The sequence below is a fragment of the Paenibacillus sp. 2TAB23 genome, assembly GCF_052115165.1.
Taxonomy (GTDB): domain Bacteria; phylum Bacillota; class Bacilli; order Paenibacillales; family Paenibacillaceae; genus Pristimantibacillus.
On record NZ_JBFRGD010000027.1, the window covers coordinates 66,647 to 84,895 of the forward strand.

Consider the following 18,249-nt stretch of genomic DNA (forward strand, 5'->3'; position numbering starts at 1 on the left):
AGAGGATGGTTAACGAATGTACAAGCTGCTGCTCATCGTTGTAATGATGTCGATATGGCTTTCGTTGCATCTGCTTCAGGTAGAGGAACAGCTCGCTATGAAAACTTTGTTTCAAGGGAAGCATGCCGTCAACCGAGCCGCTCATGCAGCGGCCCAGCAGGTTGATACGGCAGCGCTGGGAGAAGGCATTTTTCGCCTTGAGCCTATAAAGGCCGAAGCTGCAGCAGCTTTGTACTTGCAGCAGAACTTGCTGCTGGATGCACAAGGTGCACCGCTTGCCGGCTCCTTTTTGAAGGAAACGGTGCAGGTTGTGGTGTTCAAGCTAGTAAACGCGGACGAAATATTTCCTTATACATACCGAAATAATGCTTATCAGTACGAGGTTACCTTACAGCGTCCAGGCGTTATTTTAATCATAAAAATGGTATATCCTCGCGTATTTGAAGTGTTGGAGCCTATTGAATGGCATATTAAGGGGGCGGCGGAGCTCGTAGCGGGTTGACGTAAAATAGGAAAATTGGTGTAATAAGGGGAGGGAGTTTATATAGGAGTTGATAATGGCTGTGTTGGATATAGTTGCTGATGTTCCTGAAGCGCTTGTGAGCGAGAGAATGATCCGTTTGCAGGCTGTTATGCAAAAGGAAGGCGTAGATGCGTTTCTTATCACGCAAAATGTTGATCTTTATTATTTTAGCGGCTCGATGCAAAATGGGTATTTGTTTATTCCAAGCACCGGCGATGCTACCTTTTACGTTCGGCGCAGTGTTCAGCGAGCCAAGCTGGAGACCGCGGTAAAGGTAGCCGAACTTGGTGCTTTTCGGTTTTTTGGTGGGACGCTTGCGCAGCATTACCCGCATTTGTTTGGAAAGAAATCAGGCATTCGAATCGCCTCTGATCTCGATGTGCTGCCGGCTCAGCTATACACCAAGCTAAAGGAGCTCCTTGGTTCGGCCGCAAGCCGTACGATTATAGATGGCTCTTCACATATTCGCAAGCTTCGAATGATTAAGTCGCCTTGGGAAATAGGCAGAATCGAAGCGGCGGCAAAGGTAGTATCTGAGTCATTGACCGCGGCGCTTAGTGTGCTTAGAGAAGGAATAAGCGAGCTTGAGTGGATGGCACGCATTGAATACGAGCTGCGAATTAGAGGGCATATTGGCTTGATGCGCATGCGGGGCTTTAATCAAGAAATTACGACGGGGATGGTCATATCGGGCCCAGCAGCTGCGGTCCCATCTTATTTTGACGGGCCGGCCGGAGGCTTGGGGCTGGGCGCAGCTTCTCCGCAAAGCGTCAGCCGGTCTATGATTAAGCGAAACGAGCCCATCTTGATCGATATTGGATGCTGCGTAGACGGTTATGTGATTGACCAGACTCGGACTGCCGTTATGGGGAAGCTGCCTGAAACGCTTCAGCATGCATACGGTGCGTCGGAGACGCTCATCGCTAAAGCAGAGGAGATGATGGTTCCTGGCACGCCTTGTTCGAAGTTATATGAGGCTGCGCTTGCTGGCTGCGCCTCCGCAAATCTTTCCGATCACTTTATGGGCTTCGGAGCCGATCAGGCCAAATTCCTGGGACATGGCATCGGGCTTGAAATTGATGAATGGCCCGTTCTCGCCAAGGGCTTCGATATGCTATTGGAGCCAGGAATGGTGCTTGCCGTCGAGCCCAAATTTACGTTCCCTGGTCTTGGAGTTGTTGGCATTGAGAACAGCTACCTTATTACGGATCAGGGTGCGAGGAAGCTGACGCAGTTCAAAGAAGGACTAATCGTATTGCCTTAAACAAGGGGGATGTAAGGATGAATCGGGAGCTTACCAAGCGGCTTCATCGTGATTACGTAAAGGTTTACCGAATTAGCGAGCTCATATGGAACGGTATCTTCCTAGCTGTCATTATCGCTTATTTTATTTGTGCTTCGATTTGGGCTTGGACACTCGTTCCGGGGTGGATTGCATTGTCTGTGTGCGCTGCTTCTATTATTCTCTTTACTTGGATTTTTCCCGAAATGAAGTATAAGCGGTTTCAGTATGAGCTGTTTGAGGACGAACTGGAAATCCAATCCGGGCTTGTTTTTTTGAGCAATGTATTGGTTCCTATGGTGCGTGTGCAGCATGTGGAGCTTGAAAGCGGACCGCTTATGCGCAAATATGATTTGGCCAGCGTTTCGGTTGTTACGGCTGCGACAACGCACCGGATCAGCGGACTGAAGCTCGGTGAAGCTCAACAGCTTAAACGCAGAATCGGCGCATTGGCTAAGGTGGACGATCAAGATGAATAAGCGTCGAACGCTTCATCCCATATATATTTTGTTCGGTCTGCTGAATACAATTCGAGGATTCATTCCGTTAATATTGATCGGCTTATTGAGGGGAACAGACTGGACGGGACTGGAATGGTATTGGTATGCTGGCGTCACTGCGCTATCGGCCATAATACTTGTGTTCAGTTATATCGAATGGAAAAGCTTTGGTTTCTGGCTGGAAAGCGATCGGATCATCATTCGCAAAGGCTGGTTGTTCCGAGACGAGAAAACGATTTATTATACGAGGATTCATTCGGTTAACGTAGAACAGCCGCTTGTTCAGCGACTGTTGAAGGTCGCGCAAGTGAAGATCGAGACGCCCGGCGGCAACAAGAAGTCAGACGGTATTTTACCGGCGCTCTCCCTTAAAGAAGCAAGCGATATCCAGCTGATGCTAAAGAAACAGGCCTCGGTCATTGCTGCTCCCGAAGTGCAACCTCTGTCTGAGGAGCTGATGACGCAGAAACCTGAGGCAGACGATCAGCTGGTTGTGAAAATAAATCAAAAACCGCTAGCCTCAGAATCCGTCAGTCATAAGACTGAGCGCGGTCCTTCGATTGCGCTTCATGCGGGACAGCTGCTTCAGGCGGCTGCGACCTCGATGAATTTCGGTCTAGTTGCAGCTTTTATGGCTGGATTGTACTCTTTCGCTAACGACTTCATCAACCAGCTGCTTCCCGATCATTTTTTCGAGTCAGTCGTTGAGGATTCATCGAGCCTCATGCCAAGCTATCTCGCCGTAGTTATTGTAGTCATTGCAGGAGTTGCCTTTGCATGGCTGCTCTCGATTATATTGTATGTGCTGAAGTTTAGCGGCTTCGCTGTTCAGAAAGACGGCAGGCAAATCTCGGTATCCTATGGGTTGTTGGAAAAAAAGTCATTTGTGTTTGATCCTAAAAAAGTGCAAGCTGTCATTGTGAGTGAAAGCTGGCTGCGCCAGGCCTTCGGATACGCTGAGATTCGGCTGCAAATCGTTTCATCTGACAAGAAGGAGCAGCTTATGCTGCATCCCTTTATCAAGCGTTCCGATATCCAACAGGTTTTGAAAGATTTTGTACCGCAGATTGAGCATTCTGAGCTAGCGCCTTTGCGGGGCGCGCCGAAGCGAGCGTTATTGTATTATGTTAGAATTGAGCTTTTGATTGCGGCGCTGCTATGCGCAGCTTCAATCATTTTTTTGAAGGAAGCAGGGTCGTGGTCGTTAGTACTCATTCCGCTTGTTCTGTGGTGGAGGAGGAGCTGTTATGCTGCTGCAGGAGTTAGTCTGAGGAACGGACAGCTTACGCTGCGTACGCGATTCTTATCGAGATCGACGTTTTTGATTCGACGACCGCAGATCGTGACGATGCGTGTGAACCGGTCGATTGGACAGCAGCGAAAGAACTTGTTAACCTTATCCGTGCGCGCGCTCGGCAGCCCGTTTGAGTACCGCGTGAAATGCTTGGATCATGCGGATGTTGAGCCTGTGTGGCGTTGGTACAGCCGAAGTCAAAATTAGCATTCTTGTAAAATAGAACCTATAGCTGCTGCAGAAGAGCCACTCGCTTCTGCGGCTTTTTTCAATATATAAGAATTTATATGTATTCTCATATAAATGTGCTTATCAATCTCCGCGAAACGACTGCTTTTGCCACAGAGGACGGCTTCAGCTGTTTACACTTAACGGATAGGAAAGGATATGAGTTTGCTCATCCTTTCTCTATACGTTTCGCCGAAATGATGGCGTGTATAGAGAGGACGCAGTCAGGCGTTTCTTCTTATTCCTTAAAATAAATATGCTTTCGGAGTGAACGAATCGCGCAAGCTGTTCGTCTAAGCTATATTACCGAAAGAAACAAGGGGGTCAGGCGCTCGTGGTAGACGAGACGAGGCTTGTTAAGAAAGCGATTCGCGGAGATTCGCGGGCGCTATCCGAGCTGCTCCGTGAGCATTACTCATTTTTGTATCAGTATCTGCTTAAGGCAACGATGAACAAAAGCCGTGCGGAGGATGTTACGCAGGAGACGATGCTGAAGGCGATTGAGAAAATAGCGACCTTTCAGGGAAAAGCCAAATTCTCAACGTGGCTGATTACGATAGCCTCAAGGATTGTTATTGACCGGATGCGCCGCAATGAGCTGGAGCGGCATTGGCTTCAGGAAGAACGCTCGCTGCGGTCGATCCAATACGAAACCATCCGGGAGGGCGTTGATTGGTCGGATGCACTCCAGGCACTGGGACGACTAAGCAGCAGCATTCGGATTCCTGTACTGCTTAAATATTATTACGGCTATGGACAAGATGAAATATCCGCAATGCTGGACATTCCCGTGGGAACGGTGAAATCGAGACTGCATAATGGATTGAAGCAGCTGCGAAAGGAGCTAACGGAGCATGAAGAAGCATGATGAGGAAGAGCAGAATTGGTTCAACAATCTAATGAAAGAAGATTTAACCCGCTTTGACGCTGCGCATGCGCCGGAGGTTCCTGAGCAGCATCGATTTGAGGAGCTTGTACTTGCCCACGTGCAGGATACAAAAAGGAAGCTTTGGAGAGAGCTGCTGCTATTCTGGCTGCTGGCATGCTTGATTTTTGGAGTGATGCTGTGGATCATCGACCGTAACTGGATATGGTTTGCAATGATTCAAGCAGTCATTACGGCAGGCGGGATTGGGTATGCCAGCTACGCATTCGCACGGGGGAGGCTGCGTGAATGGAAGAGCTGAAGATTTTGCCGATATGGTTTTGGATTTTGCTCGTTGCTGCTCTGATTGCGCAATCTACCTGGTTATTTATCGATGCGCGCAAACGGGATAGCATGCCTTGGCTTTGGGGAATATGGGGCTTGATTCAAATTCCGATGCCGCTTGCCTTTTATTTTTTATTTGTACGAAGCGGGTGGTTTCGTCGCGGCAGACGAAAAGAAGAAAAGTAGAGAACTAGATAAGCAACTGCGTAAGCCGACAGGCTTAGAGGAGGATAAAGGATGAATGAATCAATCGTAATCGCCGACTTATTGCCAATCCTTGCACCGATTATCGTCATACAGTTGATCATAATGACCATCGCTTTGGTTTTGTGTGCAAAGGCGGAGAGTACGCGCGGACCCAAGTGGGTCTGGGTTCTTATTATTATTTTTATCAATATATTCGGGCCGATCGCCTTTTTTATCGCAGGCAGGAGGAATGAAGGATGACTGCACTACTTGAGGTTAAAAGCTTGACGAAAACCTTCGGCACCGTAAAAGCAGTTGACGGCATCCATTTTACGATAGCCGAGGGGCATTGCGTTGCGCTGCTTGGACCGAATGGGGCAGGCAAAACGACGACCATTCGCATGATTGCCGGCCTGCTAAAGCAGACTTCAGGTCAGATGGTCTTCAAAGGTGCCAGACATAGCGGAGAACACAGAGAGCTGATTGGATACTTGCCGCAAACGCCTTCCTTCCATAATTGGATGACGGGTTTTGAGTTTGTTTCCTATGCTGGTCAATTGTGCGGCCTTACCTCTGCCGAGGCCAAGAAAAGTGCAAAGGAACTGATTGAACGCGTCGGAATTGCAGGCGCTGCCAAAAGGAGGATCGGTTCGTACTCAGGCGGCATGAAGCAGCGGCTTGGGCTTGCTCAAGCGCTTGTCCATCGGCCGAAGCTGCTTGTCATGGATGAACCCGTATCGGCGCTTGATCCGATTGGGCGCAGGGAGGTGCTTGATCTTCTGCGCGAATTGAAACGGGAAACGACGGTCCTCTTCTCGACACATGTCCTTCATGATGCTGAGGCGCTTTGTGATGATGTCATCATTATTCATGAAGGGCAAGTTGCTCTGCAAGGAGCAATTGAAACCATCCGCAAGGAGCGGCGGAAGCCGATCATTAACCTGCAGCTTGAGAATGATGAAAGCTCAAGGCAATGGCTGGCTTTATTTATCCAAACCATTAGGGATGAGAAGAGGCTTGTCGATCAACTTTCTTTGTTCGAAACAGCAGAGCAGCAAGACGGAGCTGCCAGCTTTGCCGTGAAGGATGTAGACGCCGCTAGGCAGATCCTTATTGGGGAACTGGCTCGCAATCAAATAAAAATAAGCAAGCTCGAGGTAGGGCATTCATCATTGGAGGATTTGTTTATGAAGGTGGTGGGAGAATGAAGGGTGCAGCGAATTTGTCAGACAAGCTTGACCCAACATCTTTCCCTGCGACCTCAAGCTTTATCCGCTACCTTGTTATGGTTCAGAAGGAGCTGCTCGAACAAGCACGAAGCTATAAGCTGCTATGGGTACCGCTTGTGTTCGTTCTCCTTGGCATCATGCAGCCTGTTTCGACCTATTACATGCCTGTAATTCTAGAGCATGCGGGCAGCTTGCCGGAGGGAACAGTTATCGATATCCCAATGCCGCTCGGCGCCGAGGTGCTCGCACAAACCCTTCAGCAATTCGGAACGCTGGGCATGCTTGTTCTCGTATTAGCCTGCATGGGTACGGTTTCCGGAGAGCGTCTCAGCGGAGTCTCAGCCATTATTCTTGTAAAGCCCATATCGGCAATAGCCTATATCAGCTCCAAGTGGACGTCGATGCTGCTGCTTGCATGGGGCTCGCTTGCAGCCGGTTATTTGGCATCTTGGTACTATACGGGTTTATTGATCGGTGAGACGACAATCGTCCAGGCATTTGACAGCATGCTCGTATATGGCTTGTGGTTAAGCGCGGTAATGACGATTACCCTGCTTTTCAGTACATGGTTGCGAAGCTCGGCAGCAGCGGCTTTTGCTGCGCTAGGCGGCGCATTGATGCTAACCCTGCTGGCAAGCCTTTTCCCCAAGCAGCTGGGCTGGACGCCTGGTGCTTTGAGCGGATTTGCCTATCAGCTAGCGGCCGCAGGCACTCCAGACTCTAGCACTTTCAGTGCAGCTGTAGTGGTAACAATTGTTTGTATGTTAGGTTCAATAAGCCTTGCAGCCTTGCAGCTTCGCAAAAGTTTGGCAGCTGAATAAAGAAAAGTCTGTCTATTGACTCTCTTCGATTGGACACCGCTACTATTTTTTAGTAGGATAGTAGTGAAAGAATCAGCGGCGAAGAAACGGGAGTTGAGGACGATGCTACAACTAGGCACAAAGGTCGTCATTGTGGCTGACCAATTTGAACAAAACCTTCCCATTGGGGAGCATGGTTATATAATAGCTTACGATCGCAATGCGGATAATGTGTTTGATTACGTACTGAGGGTGCCTTCGGCGAATCGGAACTTTTTAATTCCGGATGAGGACGTGGAGCTCGAAGAGGTACTCATTCAAGATGAGGTTGATCGCATCGAACGGGAAGCGCTAATTGATTTCGCACTCGCTACGCACAACGAAGAATTGTTCAAGCGCGTGATGAATGGCGAACCTGAGCAGGAGACCGAGCTTGAACAGGCAGGCAATGAACCGCTTAGCCCTGCCGATTTTATCCGTCAAGTTAATTTAAAAGCATGGATATAGCTTACAGCCATGCGCTGTAGACTGTTCTGCATGTCACTTTGCTGACATCGGAGCAGTCTTTTTTTATTCAGTCACTGGAGTTGCATGCATATAGGCTGGATGTTTGCCCTTTTCATTGATGTTCGCCATGCAAGTAAGATATAATAGGAAGAATGATTACAGGAATAGGAAAGGAAGAATACCTGATGAGCATTACACCCAAGGATGTAGAGCATGTCGCGAGACTGGCGCGGCTTGAGCTTTCCGACTCGGAGAAGGATCAGTTTACAGAGCAGCTCAACGCGATATTGAAATATGCCGAGAAGCTAAACGGATTGGATACCGAAAATGTCGAGCCAACCAGCCATGTGCTTCCGATTACGAATGTGATGCGCGCGGATGAGAATCGGCCTTCGCTGCCGATCGAGAAAGTGCTGCTGAATGCGCCTGATGAAGAGGATGGACAATTTAAAGTACCTGCGGTACTTGAATAATACGAATGGGTTTTAATTGAAGGGAGGAACTACTGTTGGCACTGTTTGATTTGCGCCTGCAGGATGTACATAACAAGCTGAACAATAAGGAACTTTCCGTTTCTGAGCTGGTTAGCGCATCATATGCGAGAATTGCAGAAACTGAGCCTGCTATCAAGGCTTTTATTACTTTAAATGAAGAGCAAGCACGCTTGCAGGCTTCCGAGCTGGACAAGCAATTGCAAGAAGGCGGCGAACGCGGGTTGCTGTTTGGATTGCCGGCGGGAGTGAAGGACAATATCGTAACGGAAGGGCTGCTTACGACCTGCGCAAGCCAGTTCTTAAGCAATTATGATCCGATCTACGATGCAACCGTCGTTCGCAAGCTGAAAGCGGCTCAATCTGTAACGATTGGCAAGCTGAATATGGACGAGTTCGCTATGGGCGGCTCGAATGAGAATTCAAGCTTTTATCCGACGCATAATCCATGGAATACGGAATTCGTACCAGGCGGATCCAGCGGCGGATCGGCAGCATCGGTGGCAGCTGGCCAAGTATACTTCTCGCTCGGATCTGACACTGGCGGTTCGATTCGGCAGCCTGCTGCTTATTGCGGTATCGTAGGACTTAAGCCTACTTATGGGCTCGTGTCGCGATTCGGACTCGTTGCTTTTGCTTCTTCCCTTGACCAAATCGGTCCTTTAACCAAAAATGTCGAGGACTCTGCGTATGTACTGCAAGCTATTGCGGGATATGATGCAGGCGACTCCACGTCCACTAACGTTGAAATTCCTGATTATACATCAGCTCTTACTGGCGATGTTAAAGGCTTGCGTATTGGCGTGCCGAAGGAGTACCTCGGAGCGGGTATCGATCCGCGCGTGAAGGAAGCTGTGCTCCAAGCGCTATCGGTATATGAGTCGTTAGGCGCTACGTGGGAAGAGGTTTCTTTGCCCCATACGGAATATGCGATTGCGACGTATTATTTGCTTGCTTCCTCGGAGGCATCTTCAAACCTGGCTCGCTTTGACGGTGTACGTTATGGCGTACGCGCCGAGAATCCAGAAAACCTGATTGATTTATATAAGAAATCTCGCAGCGAAGGCTTTGGCGCCGAAGTGAAGCGCCGAATTATGCTTGGCACGTATGCGCTCAGCTCGGGCTATTACGACGCCTATTATTTGAAGGCACAGAAGGTACGTACGTTAATCAAACAGGATTTCGACCAAGTGTTCAGCCAATATGACCTGATTATCGGACCGACGGCTCCGACACCGGCTTTCCGTATTGGAGAACAGGTTGGCGATCCGTTAACGATGTATTTAAACGATATTTGTACGATACCAGTAAGCCTTGCAGGCGTTCCCGCTATTAGTGTACCGTGCGGAATGGCTGACGGCTTGCCGATCGGCTTGCAGATTATCGGGAAAGCGTTCGACGAATCGACGGTGCTGCGCGCCGCTCATGCGTTCGAGCAGCATACGGAGCATCATAAACAACGCCCGCAGCTATAAGCGGCCATATATACGTTTACGAAGGGATCGATACGAATGTCTGAACCGAACAAATACGAAACGGTTGTCGGGCTGGAAGTCCATGTGGAGCTGCATACGAATAGTAAAATCTTTTGCGGCTGCTCCACGGCTTTCGGTGCGCCACCGAACACCCATACCTGTCCAGTATGTCTTGGACATCCCGGCGTGCTGCCGGTATTGAACCGTCAAGCAGTCGAATACGCGATGAAAGCAGCGATGGCGCTTAATTGCCAAATTGCGGACATCAGTAAATTTGACCGTAAAAACTACTTTTACCCGGATTCTCCGAAAGCATACCAGATCTCTCAATTCGATCAGCCGATCGGCGAGCATGGCTGGATCGATATTGAGGTGAATGGCGAAACGAAGCGGATTGGCATTACTAGGCTCCATCTCGAGGAAGACGCAGGCAAGCTGACTCACGTAGACGGCGGCTATGCTTCACTTGTCGATTTCAACCGTGTCGGAACGCCGCTCATTGAGATCGTATCGGAGCCTGATATTCGAACACCGGAAGAGGCCAAAGCCTATTTGGAGAAAATAAAGGCTATTATGCAGTACTGCGATGTTTCAGACGTGAAAATGGAGGAAGGCAGCTTGCGCTGCGATGCCAACATCAGCCTTCGTCCTTACGGGCAGAAAGAATTCGGTACGCGTGCCGAGCTCAAAAACATGAACTCCTTCCGCGGTGTTCAACGTGGTCTTGAATATGAGCAGCTCCGCCAAGCGGAAATTCTAGATGGCGGCGGTGAAGTTATTCAAGAGACACGACGTTTTGACGATGCGCTGGGCAAGTCGTTCTCGATGCGTGGCAAGGAAGAGGCACATGATTACCGCTACTTCCCTGATCCGGATCTCGTGCAGCTGCATATCAGCGAAGAATGGAAGCAAAGCGTGCGAGCGACTATACCGGAGTTGCCCGACGGGCGCAAAGCCAGATACACGACTGAGTACAGCCTGCCGTCTTATGACGCAGAAGTGATCACATCATCCAAGAAGCTTGCGGATTTCTTCGAGGAGAGCCTTTCCTATACGAAGGATGCCAAAGCGGTTTCGAACTGGATCATGGGCGATTTGCTTGGTTATTTGAATGCGAATGGGCAGGAGATTTCCGATGTGAAAATCACGGGGCAAGGTCTCGGCGAAATGATCGGTTTGCTGGAGAAAGGCACGATCAACGGGAAGATTGCCAAAACGGTATTCAAAGCCATGCTTGAATCGGGCAAGCTTCCGCAGCAAATCGTTGAGGAGCAAGGTCTTGTTCAAATTAGCGATGAAGGCGCCGTTCTCGTTATCGTGGATCAGATTATCGAAGCAAATCCACAATCGGTTGAGGATTACAGGGCAGGCAAGGACAAAGCGATTGGTTTCCTAGTCGGTCAGATCATGAAAGCATCCAAAGGCAAAGCGAATCCCGCGCTTGCCAATAAGCTGTTAATCGAGCGGTTGAAATAAACTGATCTATACCGAAAGACGCGGTTCATCATGCGATGAGCCGCGTTTTTCTTTTTGGGCAGCTGGTATCGTACAAGAGCTGTGTGCTCCAACTCGCGCATACACTTATGTTACAATAGCGTGTATAGAAAGGTCGGGATCGCTTATGGAATTACTTGCCACGCATAATCCTTGGAATATCAGCGAGCTTCATATTCTGCTCCGATTGCTCCTCGCGCTGCTGCTCGGCGGACTAATAGGCTTTGAGCGCGAGCAATCGAATCATGCAGCGGGTCTGCGAACGAATATATTAGTCTGTTTAGGCTCCTGCTTGCTGATGCTGCTCTCTATGTACGGATTTTCTGCATTTGTCGATGAACCGAATGTTCGGGTCGACCCTGCACGTCTTGCGGCAGCCGTTATTACAGGAATTGGGTTTCTTGGCGCGGGAACGATACTGTTTACCGGCAAGTCTATAACAGGCTTAACCACTGCAGCTTCGCTTTGGGTCGTGTCCGCCATAGGGCTGGCCGTGGGAGCAGGATTTTATTTTGCATCGGCAACGGCGACTGTAATGGTGCTCGTCACACTATGGGCGTTCAATAAGCTGGAGAAGAGGTATATTAGTGCCAAGAAGGAGCATTTGCTCAAAATTAAAGCCAAGGATCTGTCTCAAGCCATGATTGATATAAACGGATTGTTATTGGACCGCAAGATCGTCATGAGAAAAATGCTGCTGGAAGAATGCGAGGACGATGATGAGGGTGGTCAAGTAATGCTGCAGCTATACATTACATTGCCAAAATCGGAAGCGCTGCTCGTCCTGCTCGATAGCATTAAGCATTTGGAGGGTGTGCGTTGGGTCAGCTCGGAATAAAACGAATGAAAAACAGACTGCTTACGGTGTTGTTTGCTTTTGCAATGCCTGGTGCAGGACATATGTATACAGGACAGCATCCGAAGGGCTTACTGCTAATTGCAGCCTTTTGGCTGGATTTGACTGCGATTGTTCGGCTGGCAGATTCTGACGGCGGAAGACATTTACTGCTTATCGTTTACTTAGGAATCATGCTGCCTGTTTTTTATTTCATCAGCGTGTTTGATTCATTGCAGAGTGCTGATGCAGCGCATCACAAGCCTGCCTCGTTTAACGCTGTGCACGGCTGTTTATTATTGGCCGCTGGGATTGTCATGCTTGTTTTGGTGAAACCGCCTCACGCCATTATGCCATGGATGAATGAGCTTGCTGAGCTTTGCGTAGGGCCAATTATTATGGCAGCTTCTATTATACTGCTTTTACGTTCGCGGAAAGGGTCGGTACTTATGTTTAAGCTTGGACGCTTTACGGCTGCGGTTCTCATACTGACGGTGGGAGTTCTGCTTTTATTGGACCAATTAAACGGGCGGAATGATATTTCACTACTGGGACAATGGTGGCCTGTCATATTTATTATATTAGGGTTGGAAATCATACTGTACAGTTGGAAATTCAAAGGAGTGGAGAAGAAGCTTCGGCTGGATGTAGCAGGCGGGATGATTGCACTTGTCATTACATTTACGGCTTATGCGGTAACGCAATACGCAGATATTCCTTTTCGCTGGCTGGATCAATTCAATGTGGATTTGAACGGAGCTGCCGACTATGGTGAAGAAAAAGGCTTCCGATATGACAAAGCAATCATTAAAGTACCGCTGGATGAGGCAGTTTCCCTTATACGTATCGCCAATCCTAATGGACAGGTAACCGTGCGATCAGGCGACGTACAGGAAATCGAGGTTGTAACTGCTGTTTGGGTAGATGTCATTGAAAAATCGGAAGCGGATGCAATTGCCGAGCAGTCAACGGTCAAAGTCAATCCTGGCAAAGAAGTATCACTCGAGGCGAAAGGTGAATCTTATGGTGCGAATGGCAGCAGAAAGCCAAGAATGAATATGCTCATAACCGTACCTATGTCATTGTCGGACCAGGTAAAGGTTGAAGAGGAGCCTACTCAGACGTTAGAACCGCCAGCAACGGATGAATCAGCCATTTCACCTTCCCCTATGGAAACGAGTACAACGGATAGAGCAGGAATTTCGGCATCTCCTGCAGCAACCAATATAGACGAAATAGAGCAAAGCCCGGAGGTTACAGAAGAGCCGAAGCCAGCTTTGAACCTGAAAATAGAAGCAGAAAACGGTTCGATTGAAATTATGAAGCTTATGCTTCCCGGCGGCTTGGACATTCGGAGCAACAGCGGAATGGTAACGGTTAGCAACATTGTTGGAGCTGTTTCCGTCAAAGGTAATAATGGCGGAATTACGGTTAACGGCATAACCGGTGACTCTATTTTAGAAACCAAAAACGGTACGATTACAGCGGCGAACATAAAAGGGAAGCTTTATGCCAATACCCTCAACGGAAGCCTGGAGATTAAGCAAATCGATGGGAATATTGAAGCCGAAACGAAAAATGGGAAAATTAAAATGGATGGTGCAGGCTCGTCAGTAAAAGCAGATACTTTAAACGGCAGCATTGAACTGAACAGCAGCACGATAGGCGGTGACTGGGACTTGGACAGCTCCGTTGGCGAAGTAAAGCTCGCAATGCCGGCTGATGGACATTTTCGGATGTACGGATCGGTAACTTTCGGTAATATTACGACGGAGCTTCCGCTTGAGGTAAGTAAGAAAACGATTAGAGGCACTATAGGCGAGGGGACTTACCGCATTCAAATTAACGCCACAAACAGCATTGCCATTAGGCAATTTGGGCTATCCCAATAAGGCGCATTCATTGACAAACGCTTAAATAAGAACGTACAATAGTTGTAACTACTTAGGAAGGGCGTGAGGGGAATGGGAGCCAGCGTTAACTTAGCACTTGAGCAACTGAAGAGCAACGGCGTCCGAATGACCCCGCAGCGTCACGCCATATTAAGCTATTTGATGGACTCAATGACCCATCCTACAGCAGATGAAATTTATAAAGCGCTCTCGCCGATCTATCCGAGCATGAGCGTAGCTACGATATATAACAATCTGCGTTTATTTGTAGAAGCTGGATTAGTGCGTGAGCTGACCTACGGCGATGATTCAAGCCGTTTCGACTCGGATTTATCGGATCATTACCATGCCATTTGCAAACATTGCGGTTCCATCGTGGACTTTGATTATCCGCCGCTGCTTGAGGTTGAGCGTGCTGCATCGCGAGTGACGGGGTTTGTCGTGGAAGGTCATCGGATGGAGATATACGGAATATGCTCGACATGCAATACCACATCAGCGAAATAATGGCGATAAGCCACTAAACGAACGTGCCGTGAAGCGACTCAACGCTAATCTGCACGTTTTTTATTAGGAAGCCTACTATCATGAATGTATTCAGGAGAGTGATGAATTGGAAACAATATATAACCGAGCGCCGCGACGTAAAGGTAATCGTGGAGCCCGGAGCATCTTTTTATTATTTATAGTCGGTGTATTAGCTGTATTTTGTTGGTACGGGTACATGCGTTATATTCCGAGCAATGAAAAAACAGTTCCTGAGTATCAAGCAGAACATCCGATTATTATCCGGGGCGTTGAAGCGGCTCACGGAGCGATTATCGAAAACAAAGAAGTCAAGCTGCCCCTTTCGGTACTTGAGCAGGAGCTTGGAGCGGACAAGCCTATCCGATATGAACCGGATTCTGGCTCCATTATTTTGACGACAGCCGATAAGGTGCTTCATTTGAAAACAGACTCCCTAACCGCCACAATCAATCAAAAGCCCTATAACTTAACGATTGCGGCAGAAAAGAAAGATGATAATGTCTATATTCCGGCAGAGCCATTAGTAGAGCTATATGGACTGAAGGTTGAATACATGGAAGACACAGGAGTTGTTACTCTATTGTCAGAAGGGGAATCGATCCAGCTGGGTGAGGCTACCACCGACAAAGGAGCAGCAATTCGCACCGAAGCTACAATTCGTGCTCCTTTCATTCAAAAGGTGCTTCCAGGTGAATCGTTAAGAATTTGGCAGGAGCAGGATGGATGGCTGCATGTTCAAAGCGCTAACGGTTGGACAGGCTTCGTGAACAAAAAGGATGTAAAGCTAACAGAAATTGATCAGACCCCAGCCAAGGAGCAAGCTGCTCCTTTCATTGCATGGAAGGTGCTGGGCAACAAAATCAATATGACCTGGGAAGCGGTATACGAACGCAAGATCGATACAACTAAAATTTCTCCGATGCAAGGTCTAAACGTTATAAGCCCAACTTGGTTTGCGTTAGCCGATGATAAAGGAACCATTAAAGGCAAAGCGGATTCTGCTTATGTCAAATGGGCACATAATCAAGGCTTGCAAATATGGGCGCTTTTCAGTAATGATTTTGAGCCGGACCGAACGACCAAAGCCTTAGCTACAGCGGAAACGCGGTTTTTTATGATCCAACAGCTGATTGCTTTTGCTCAAATGTATGGTCTGCAAGGCATCAATTTGGATTTCGAGAATGTGCATACGTCCGACAAAGCGAATTTCGTGCAATTCGTGAGAGAGCTTACGCCGCTGCTGCACGAGCAGGGCTTGGTGGTATCAGTTGACGTTACGCCTAAATCGAATAGCGAAATGTGGTCGTTGTTTTTGGATCGTGCAGCATTAGGCAGTGTTGTTGATTATATGATGGTAATGGCTTACGACGAGCACTGGGCTTCTAGTCCGAAATCAGGTTCAGTCGCTTCCCTGCCTTGGACAGAGAGCTCGCTCGCTCGGATTATGCAAGAGGATGGCGTTCCTTCTAATAAGCTTATATTGAGCATGCCGCTGTATACGCGTATATGGACAGAGAAGAAGGGGACGGACGGTAAAGTGGATGTCTCATCGAAAGCTGTAGGTATGGAGCGGGTCAAAGACATTATAAAAGAAAAGAAACTGAAGCCTGTGTTTGACGCAGCAGCAGGACAGAATTACGTACAATATACGGAGGATGGGAATCTTACGCGGATTTGGATAGAGGATGACGTTTCCATAAAAGCTCGCGTTGCGCTCGTGCGCAAATATGATTTGGCTGGCGTTGCAACCTGGCAGCGTGCTTTTCAAACCCCGCCTATATGGAAAACAATTGATGATGCTATCAAGCTTAAGCCATAATATTTGAACTCTTAATAAATCAAAAGCGCCGTCTCCTTGTTGGATACAGGGAGGCGGCGCTTTATCGTTGTATGCGTGAATTGCAATAATTAAACCTGCTGCTCGGTTGGATTATGAGTAGCTTGAGCGGGATCAAGCGTCAGCATCGTTTTGCAATACATGCATCGGTCGGTTTTGCCAAGCATCTTGGTAGGACGGCTGCATTCAGGGCATTGCAGCATCGTTGCGCTTGTGGACATCATTCCAGCCCAGAAATAAACGGCGACGCTTATGAGCAAGGAGATCATTCCAATTACCATAAAAATGGCGGCAATAATCTTTCCTGCTTGTCCCCAAAAGACGATGCCGGCAGTGCCGAGAATCATAACACCCATGCCGACTAAGGTGAAGACAAGTCCCCAGAGACGGAATTCATTAATCTTGGCAGACTTGAAAAAGAACTTTTTCATGCGTTCAAACCCTTCCTATAACGAATGACTTTTAAATTGAGTCTGTTTTCTGTGTTAGTAAGCAGGAATGTGCCTCTAACCTGTCGAAAAAGAATAAAACTGTAGAATATTATTATAGCTTAATAAAATGTGATTAGCTATATGGAGGAACCAGTGAAACATATAAAAGCGTACATCGCAAAGAGCTATCAAGATGAACCTAGTGTTATTGGAGTGGCTGTCATTGAGAACCCGTATCCATACAATCCTTTGATTGATGGTCTGGATTCATTAGTGCTTGTTGTCGTGCAGGAGGAGCATCCCCGTAATGAAACAGAGCACATTCAAATTGTTGACAAGCGGGTAATGATTCGCACAATTGATTCAAATGGTCTGGCAGAATGGCTGTCAGGCGGAGAAAACCGCAATATTATTGAGTGGCTAGTTCGGGGGGAGATCTTGGTGGATCGCGACGGCTATTTAAGCAATGTTCGTGAACGGATTATTCAGTTTCCTGATTCAATGAGGGAGCAGAAGCAATTCACGGAATTTGCCGGTTTCTTAAGAACGTACTTGCAAGCAAAGCAGGATTTGCTCGATAATAATTTACTCGATGCATATAGCCATATATTAACTGCACTTAATCATTGGGCGCATATTGTTCTTATAGAAGAAGGACGTCATCCCGAGCTGACAGTCTGGAAGCAGCTGAGGCGCGTTCATCCTGGTATATATAAGCTTTACGAAGAACTGACTGTAAGCCCGGAAACGCTGGAGCAGAGAGTTCAATTGGTTATGCTTGGCTGCGAGTTCTCCGTAATGACCAAAATGAAAACAAGTTGCATGCTGTTATTTAATATCTTAAAAAGTCGCGAAGAGCCTTGGAGCATTGCCGAGCTTCAGTCTCACCCATCGATACATGTGCTGCATGTCGATTTGTCGCTTATTCTTCAGAAACTTGTAATGCGAGAGTATATTCGTGAAGTAGCCGTTATACACGAGCATGGGGATGTCGGTGCACTTGAGCTGCGTTATTTGATGAATGATAATAATTCGGTTTAAGGAAATGGGATTATTATAAGCGCTTGTTAAGCCGCTACTATAGGGTCTAACAAGCCTTTTTTAATGTTTATGGTTGTTTTGAAAAGTATGCTTGACTTAGCGGTTCGACTGATGATATATTAGTACTCGCCGCTTTTGAAGAATGTTTTCTCGCATAAACGACAAACTGAAAAAAATGTCGATTGACGAAAAAAGTGCTTGCAATGAGATAGGCGAATGTGATATATTATAAAAGTCGCCGAAACGAAACACCTCGTCGATAAGAAGAAAAGATTGCTCTTTGAAAACTGAACAACGAGTAACAACTGCCTCGCAAATCCTTCGGGATAAGCGAAAAAGCGATAACAAGTAATGAGCATTTCAAACACCAATTTGGAGAGTTTGATCCTGGCTCAGGACGAACGCTGGCGGCGTGCCTAATACATGCAAGTCGAGCGGATCTTGTCCTTCGGGACAAGGTTAGCGG

General features: G+C 47.8%; 20 protein-coding genes and 1 rRNA gene. 20 read left to right on the plus strand and 1 reads right to left on the minus strand.

The window, feature by feature from the left end; genetic code table 11:
• The first annotated feature begins 16 nt into the window (after positions 1–16).
• The 18 genes from AB4Z29_RS27800 (at position 17) to AB4Z29_RS27885 (ending at position 16,293) form a co-directional block, all read left to right on the plus strand.
• On the plus strand, positions 17–502 hold the full coding sequence (locus AB4Z29_RS27800) for a hypothetical protein (protein WP_441946225.1): 486 nt from the start codon (positions 17–19) through the stop codon (positions 500–502).
• Positions 503–557: 55 nt separating this feature from the next.
• The gene (locus AB4Z29_RS27805; protein WP_441946226.1) at positions 558–1,787 is read left to right on the plus strand and encodes a M24 family metallopeptidase; all 1,230 of its coding nucleotides are present in this window, start codon (positions 558–560) and stop codon (positions 1,785–1,787) included.
• 17 nt (positions 1,788–1,804) lie between these two features.
• Positions 1,805–2,284: a PH domain-containing protein gene (locus AB4Z29_RS27810; protein WP_441946227.1), complete on the plus strand. Its 480-nt coding sequence runs from the start codon at positions 1,805–1,807 to the stop codon at positions 2,282–2,284.
• Positions 2,277–3,806: a PH domain-containing protein gene (locus tag AB4Z29_RS27815; RefSeq protein ID WP_441946228.1), complete on the plus strand. Its 1,530-nt coding sequence runs from the start codon at positions 2,277–2,279 to the stop codon at positions 3,804–3,806. Before AB4Z29_RS27810 ends, AB4Z29_RS27815 begins: the two co-directional genes overlap by 8 nt.
• Before the next feature lie 355 nt (positions 3,807–4,161).
• Positions 4,162–4,695, plus strand: a complete 534-nt coding sequence (gene sigY / locus AB4Z29_RS27820) for an RNA polymerase sigma factor SigY (RefSeq protein ID WP_441946229.1) — start codon at positions 4,162–4,164, stop codon at positions 4,693–4,695.
• Entirely contained in the window at positions 4,682–5,014 is a 333-nt protein-coding gene (locus tag AB4Z29_RS27825) for a DUF5345 family protein (RefSeq protein WP_441946230.1), read from the plus strand. The genes sigY and AB4Z29_RS27825 overlap by 14 nt, the downstream gene beginning before the upstream one ends.
• On the plus strand, positions 5,002–5,223 hold the full coding sequence (locus tag AB4Z29_RS27830) for a sigmaY antisigma factor component (RefSeq protein WP_183562671.1): 222 nt from the start codon (positions 5,002–5,004) through the stop codon (positions 5,221–5,223). Before AB4Z29_RS27825 ends, AB4Z29_RS27830 begins: the two co-directional genes overlap by 13 nt.
• Positions 5,224–5,274: 51 nt before the next feature.
• On the plus strand, positions 5,275–5,484 hold the full coding sequence (locus AB4Z29_RS27835; protein WP_183562673.1) for a PLD nuclease N-terminal domain-containing protein: 210 nt from the start codon (positions 5,275–5,277) through the stop codon (positions 5,482–5,484).
• On the plus strand, positions 5,481–6,431 hold the full coding sequence (locus tag AB4Z29_RS27840) for an ATP-binding cassette domain-containing protein (protein WP_441946231.1): 951 nt from the start codon (positions 5,481–5,483) through the stop codon (positions 6,429–6,431). The genes AB4Z29_RS27835 and AB4Z29_RS27840 overlap by 4 nt, the downstream gene beginning before the upstream one ends.
• Complete coding sequence (locus tag AB4Z29_RS27845) at positions 6,428–7,273, plus strand: ABC transporter permease (RefSeq protein ID WP_441946232.1); 846 nt, start codon at positions 6,428–6,430, stop codon at positions 7,271–7,273. The genes AB4Z29_RS27840 and AB4Z29_RS27845 overlap by 4 nt, the downstream gene beginning before the upstream one ends.
• A gap of 102 nt (positions 7,274–7,375) precedes the next feature.
• The gene (locus AB4Z29_RS27850) at positions 7,376–7,759 is read left to right on the plus strand and encodes an ATPase (protein WP_183562679.1); all 384 of its coding nucleotides are present in this window, start codon (positions 7,376–7,378) and stop codon (positions 7,757–7,759) included.
• Between the two features lie 185 nt (positions 7,760–7,944).
• Positions 7,945–8,232 carry an Asp-tRNA(Asn)/Glu-tRNA(Gln) amidotransferase subunit GatC gene (gene gatC, locus AB4Z29_RS27855; protein ID WP_281379088.1) on the plus strand — a complete coding sequence of 96 codons (288 nt, stop codon included), beginning with the start codon at positions 7,945–7,947 and terminating at the stop codon, positions 8,230–8,232.
• A gap of 35 nt (positions 8,233–8,267) precedes the next feature.
• Entirely contained in the window at positions 8,268–9,725 is a 1,458-nt protein-coding gene (gene gatA, locus AB4Z29_RS27860) for an Asp-tRNA(Asn)/Glu-tRNA(Gln) amidotransferase subunit GatA (protein ID WP_441946233.1), read from the plus strand.
• Between the two features lie 36 nt (positions 9,726–9,761).
• A complete protein-coding gene (gene gatB / locus AB4Z29_RS27865; RefSeq protein ID WP_441946234.1) occupies positions 9,762–11,201 on the plus strand; it encodes an Asp-tRNA(Asn)/Glu-tRNA(Gln) amidotransferase subunit GatB in 1,440 nt (479 codons plus the stop codon).
• Positions 11,202–11,346: 145 nt separating this feature from the next.
• Positions 11,347–12,057 (plus strand): MgtC/SapB family protein, encoded by a 711-nt coding sequence (locus AB4Z29_RS27870; protein ID WP_441946235.1) that lies wholly within the window; start codon positions 11,347–11,349, stop codon positions 12,055–12,057.
• On the plus strand, positions 12,039–13,946 hold the full coding sequence (locus AB4Z29_RS27875; protein WP_441946236.1) for a DUF4097 family beta strand repeat-containing protein: 1,908 nt from the start codon (positions 12,039–12,041) through the stop codon (positions 13,944–13,946). The genes AB4Z29_RS27870 and AB4Z29_RS27875 overlap by 19 nt, the downstream gene beginning before the upstream one ends.
• 72 nt (positions 13,947–14,018) lie before the next feature.
• Positions 14,019–14,453, plus strand: a complete 435-nt coding sequence (perR, locus tag AB4Z29_RS27880; protein ID WP_441946237.1) for a peroxide-responsive transcriptional repressor PerR — start codon at positions 14,019–14,021, stop codon at positions 14,451–14,453.
• 106 nt (positions 14,454–14,559) lie between these two features.
• The gene (locus AB4Z29_RS27885; RefSeq protein ID WP_441946238.1) at positions 14,560–16,293 is read left to right on the plus strand and encodes a glycosyl hydrolase family 18 protein; all 1,734 of its coding nucleotides are present in this window, start codon (positions 14,560–14,562) and stop codon (positions 16,291–16,293) included.
• A gap of 89 nt (positions 16,294–16,382) precedes the next feature.
• Here the strand turns inward: AB4Z29_RS27885 and AB4Z29_RS27890 are convergent, their stop codons facing one another.
• Complete coding sequence (locus tag AB4Z29_RS27890; RefSeq protein ID WP_441946239.1) at positions 16,383–16,742, minus strand: YgzB family protein; 360 nt, start codon at positions 16,740–16,742, stop codon at positions 16,383–16,385.
• A gap of 153 nt (positions 16,743–16,895) precedes the next feature.
• Between AB4Z29_RS27890 and AB4Z29_RS27895 the strand changes: the two genes are divergently transcribed.
• Positions 16,896–17,783, plus strand: coding sequence for a nucleotidyltransferase-like protein (locus AB4Z29_RS27895; protein WP_441946240.1), 888 nt, complete (start codon positions 16,896–16,898; stop codon positions 17,781–17,783).
• Positions 17,784–18,152: 369 nt separating this feature from the next.
• Positions 18,153–18,249 (plus strand): 16S ribosomal RNA (locus tag AB4Z29_RS27900); the annotation flags it as partial.

What these genes read in the sequence shown, in the direction of transcription:
- AB4Z29_RS27800 (WP_441946225.1), top strand. Translation starts at nt 17, where the DNA reads ATGTACAAGCTGCTGCTCATCGTTGTAATGATGTCGATATGGCTTTCG.
- AB4Z29_RS27805 (WP_441946226.1), top strand. Translation starts at nt 558, where the DNA reads ATGGCTGTGTTGGATATAGTTGCTGATGTTCCTGAAGCGCTTGTGAGC.
- AB4Z29_RS27810 (WP_441946227.1), top strand. Translation starts at nt 1,805, where the DNA reads ATGAATCGGGAGCTTACCAAGCGGCTTCATCGTGATTACGTAAAGGTT.
- AB4Z29_RS27815 (WP_441946228.1), top strand. Translation starts at nt 2,277, where the DNA reads ATGAATAAGCGTCGAACGCTTCATCCCATATATATTTTGTTCGGTCTG.
- AB4Z29_RS27825 (WP_441946230.1), top strand. Translation starts at nt 4,682, where the DNA reads ATGAAGAAGCATGATGAGGAAGAGCAGAATTGGTTCAACAATCTAATG.
- AB4Z29_RS27830 (WP_183562671.1), top strand. Translation starts at nt 5,002, where the DNA reads ATGGAAGAGCTGAAGATTTTGCCGATATGGTTTTGGATTTTGCTCGTT.
- AB4Z29_RS27835 (WP_183562673.1), top strand. Translation starts at nt 5,275, where the DNA reads ATGAATGAATCAATCGTAATCGCCGACTTATTGCCAATCCTTGCACCG.
- AB4Z29_RS27840 (WP_441946231.1), top strand. Translation starts at nt 5,481, where the DNA reads ATGACTGCACTACTTGAGGTTAAAAGCTTGACGAAAACCTTCGGCACC.
- AB4Z29_RS27845 (WP_441946232.1), top strand. Translation starts at nt 6,428, where the DNA reads ATGAAGGGTGCAGCGAATTTGTCAGACAAGCTTGACCCAACATCTTTC.
- AB4Z29_RS27850 (WP_183562679.1), top strand. Translation starts at nt 7,376, where the DNA reads ATGCTACAACTAGGCACAAAGGTCGTCATTGTGGCTGACCAATTTGAA.
- gatC (WP_281379088.1), top strand. Translation starts at nt 7,945, where the DNA reads ATGAGCATTACACCCAAGGATGTAGAGCATGTCGCGAGACTGGCGCGG.
- gatB (WP_441946234.1), top strand. Translation starts at nt 9,762, where the DNA reads ATGTCTGAACCGAACAAATACGAAACGGTTGTCGGGCTGGAAGTCCAT.
- AB4Z29_RS27870 (WP_441946235.1), top strand. Translation starts at nt 11,347, where the DNA reads ATGGAATTACTTGCCACGCATAATCCTTGGAATATCAGCGAGCTTCAT.
- perR (WP_441946237.1), top strand. Translation starts at nt 14,019, where the DNA reads ATGGGAGCCAGCGTTAACTTAGCACTTGAGCAACTGAAGAGCAACGGC.
- AB4Z29_RS27890 (WP_441946239.1), bottom strand. Translation starts at nt 16,742, where the DNA reads ATGAAAAAGTTCTTTTTCAAGTCTGCCAAGATTAATGAATTCCGTCTC.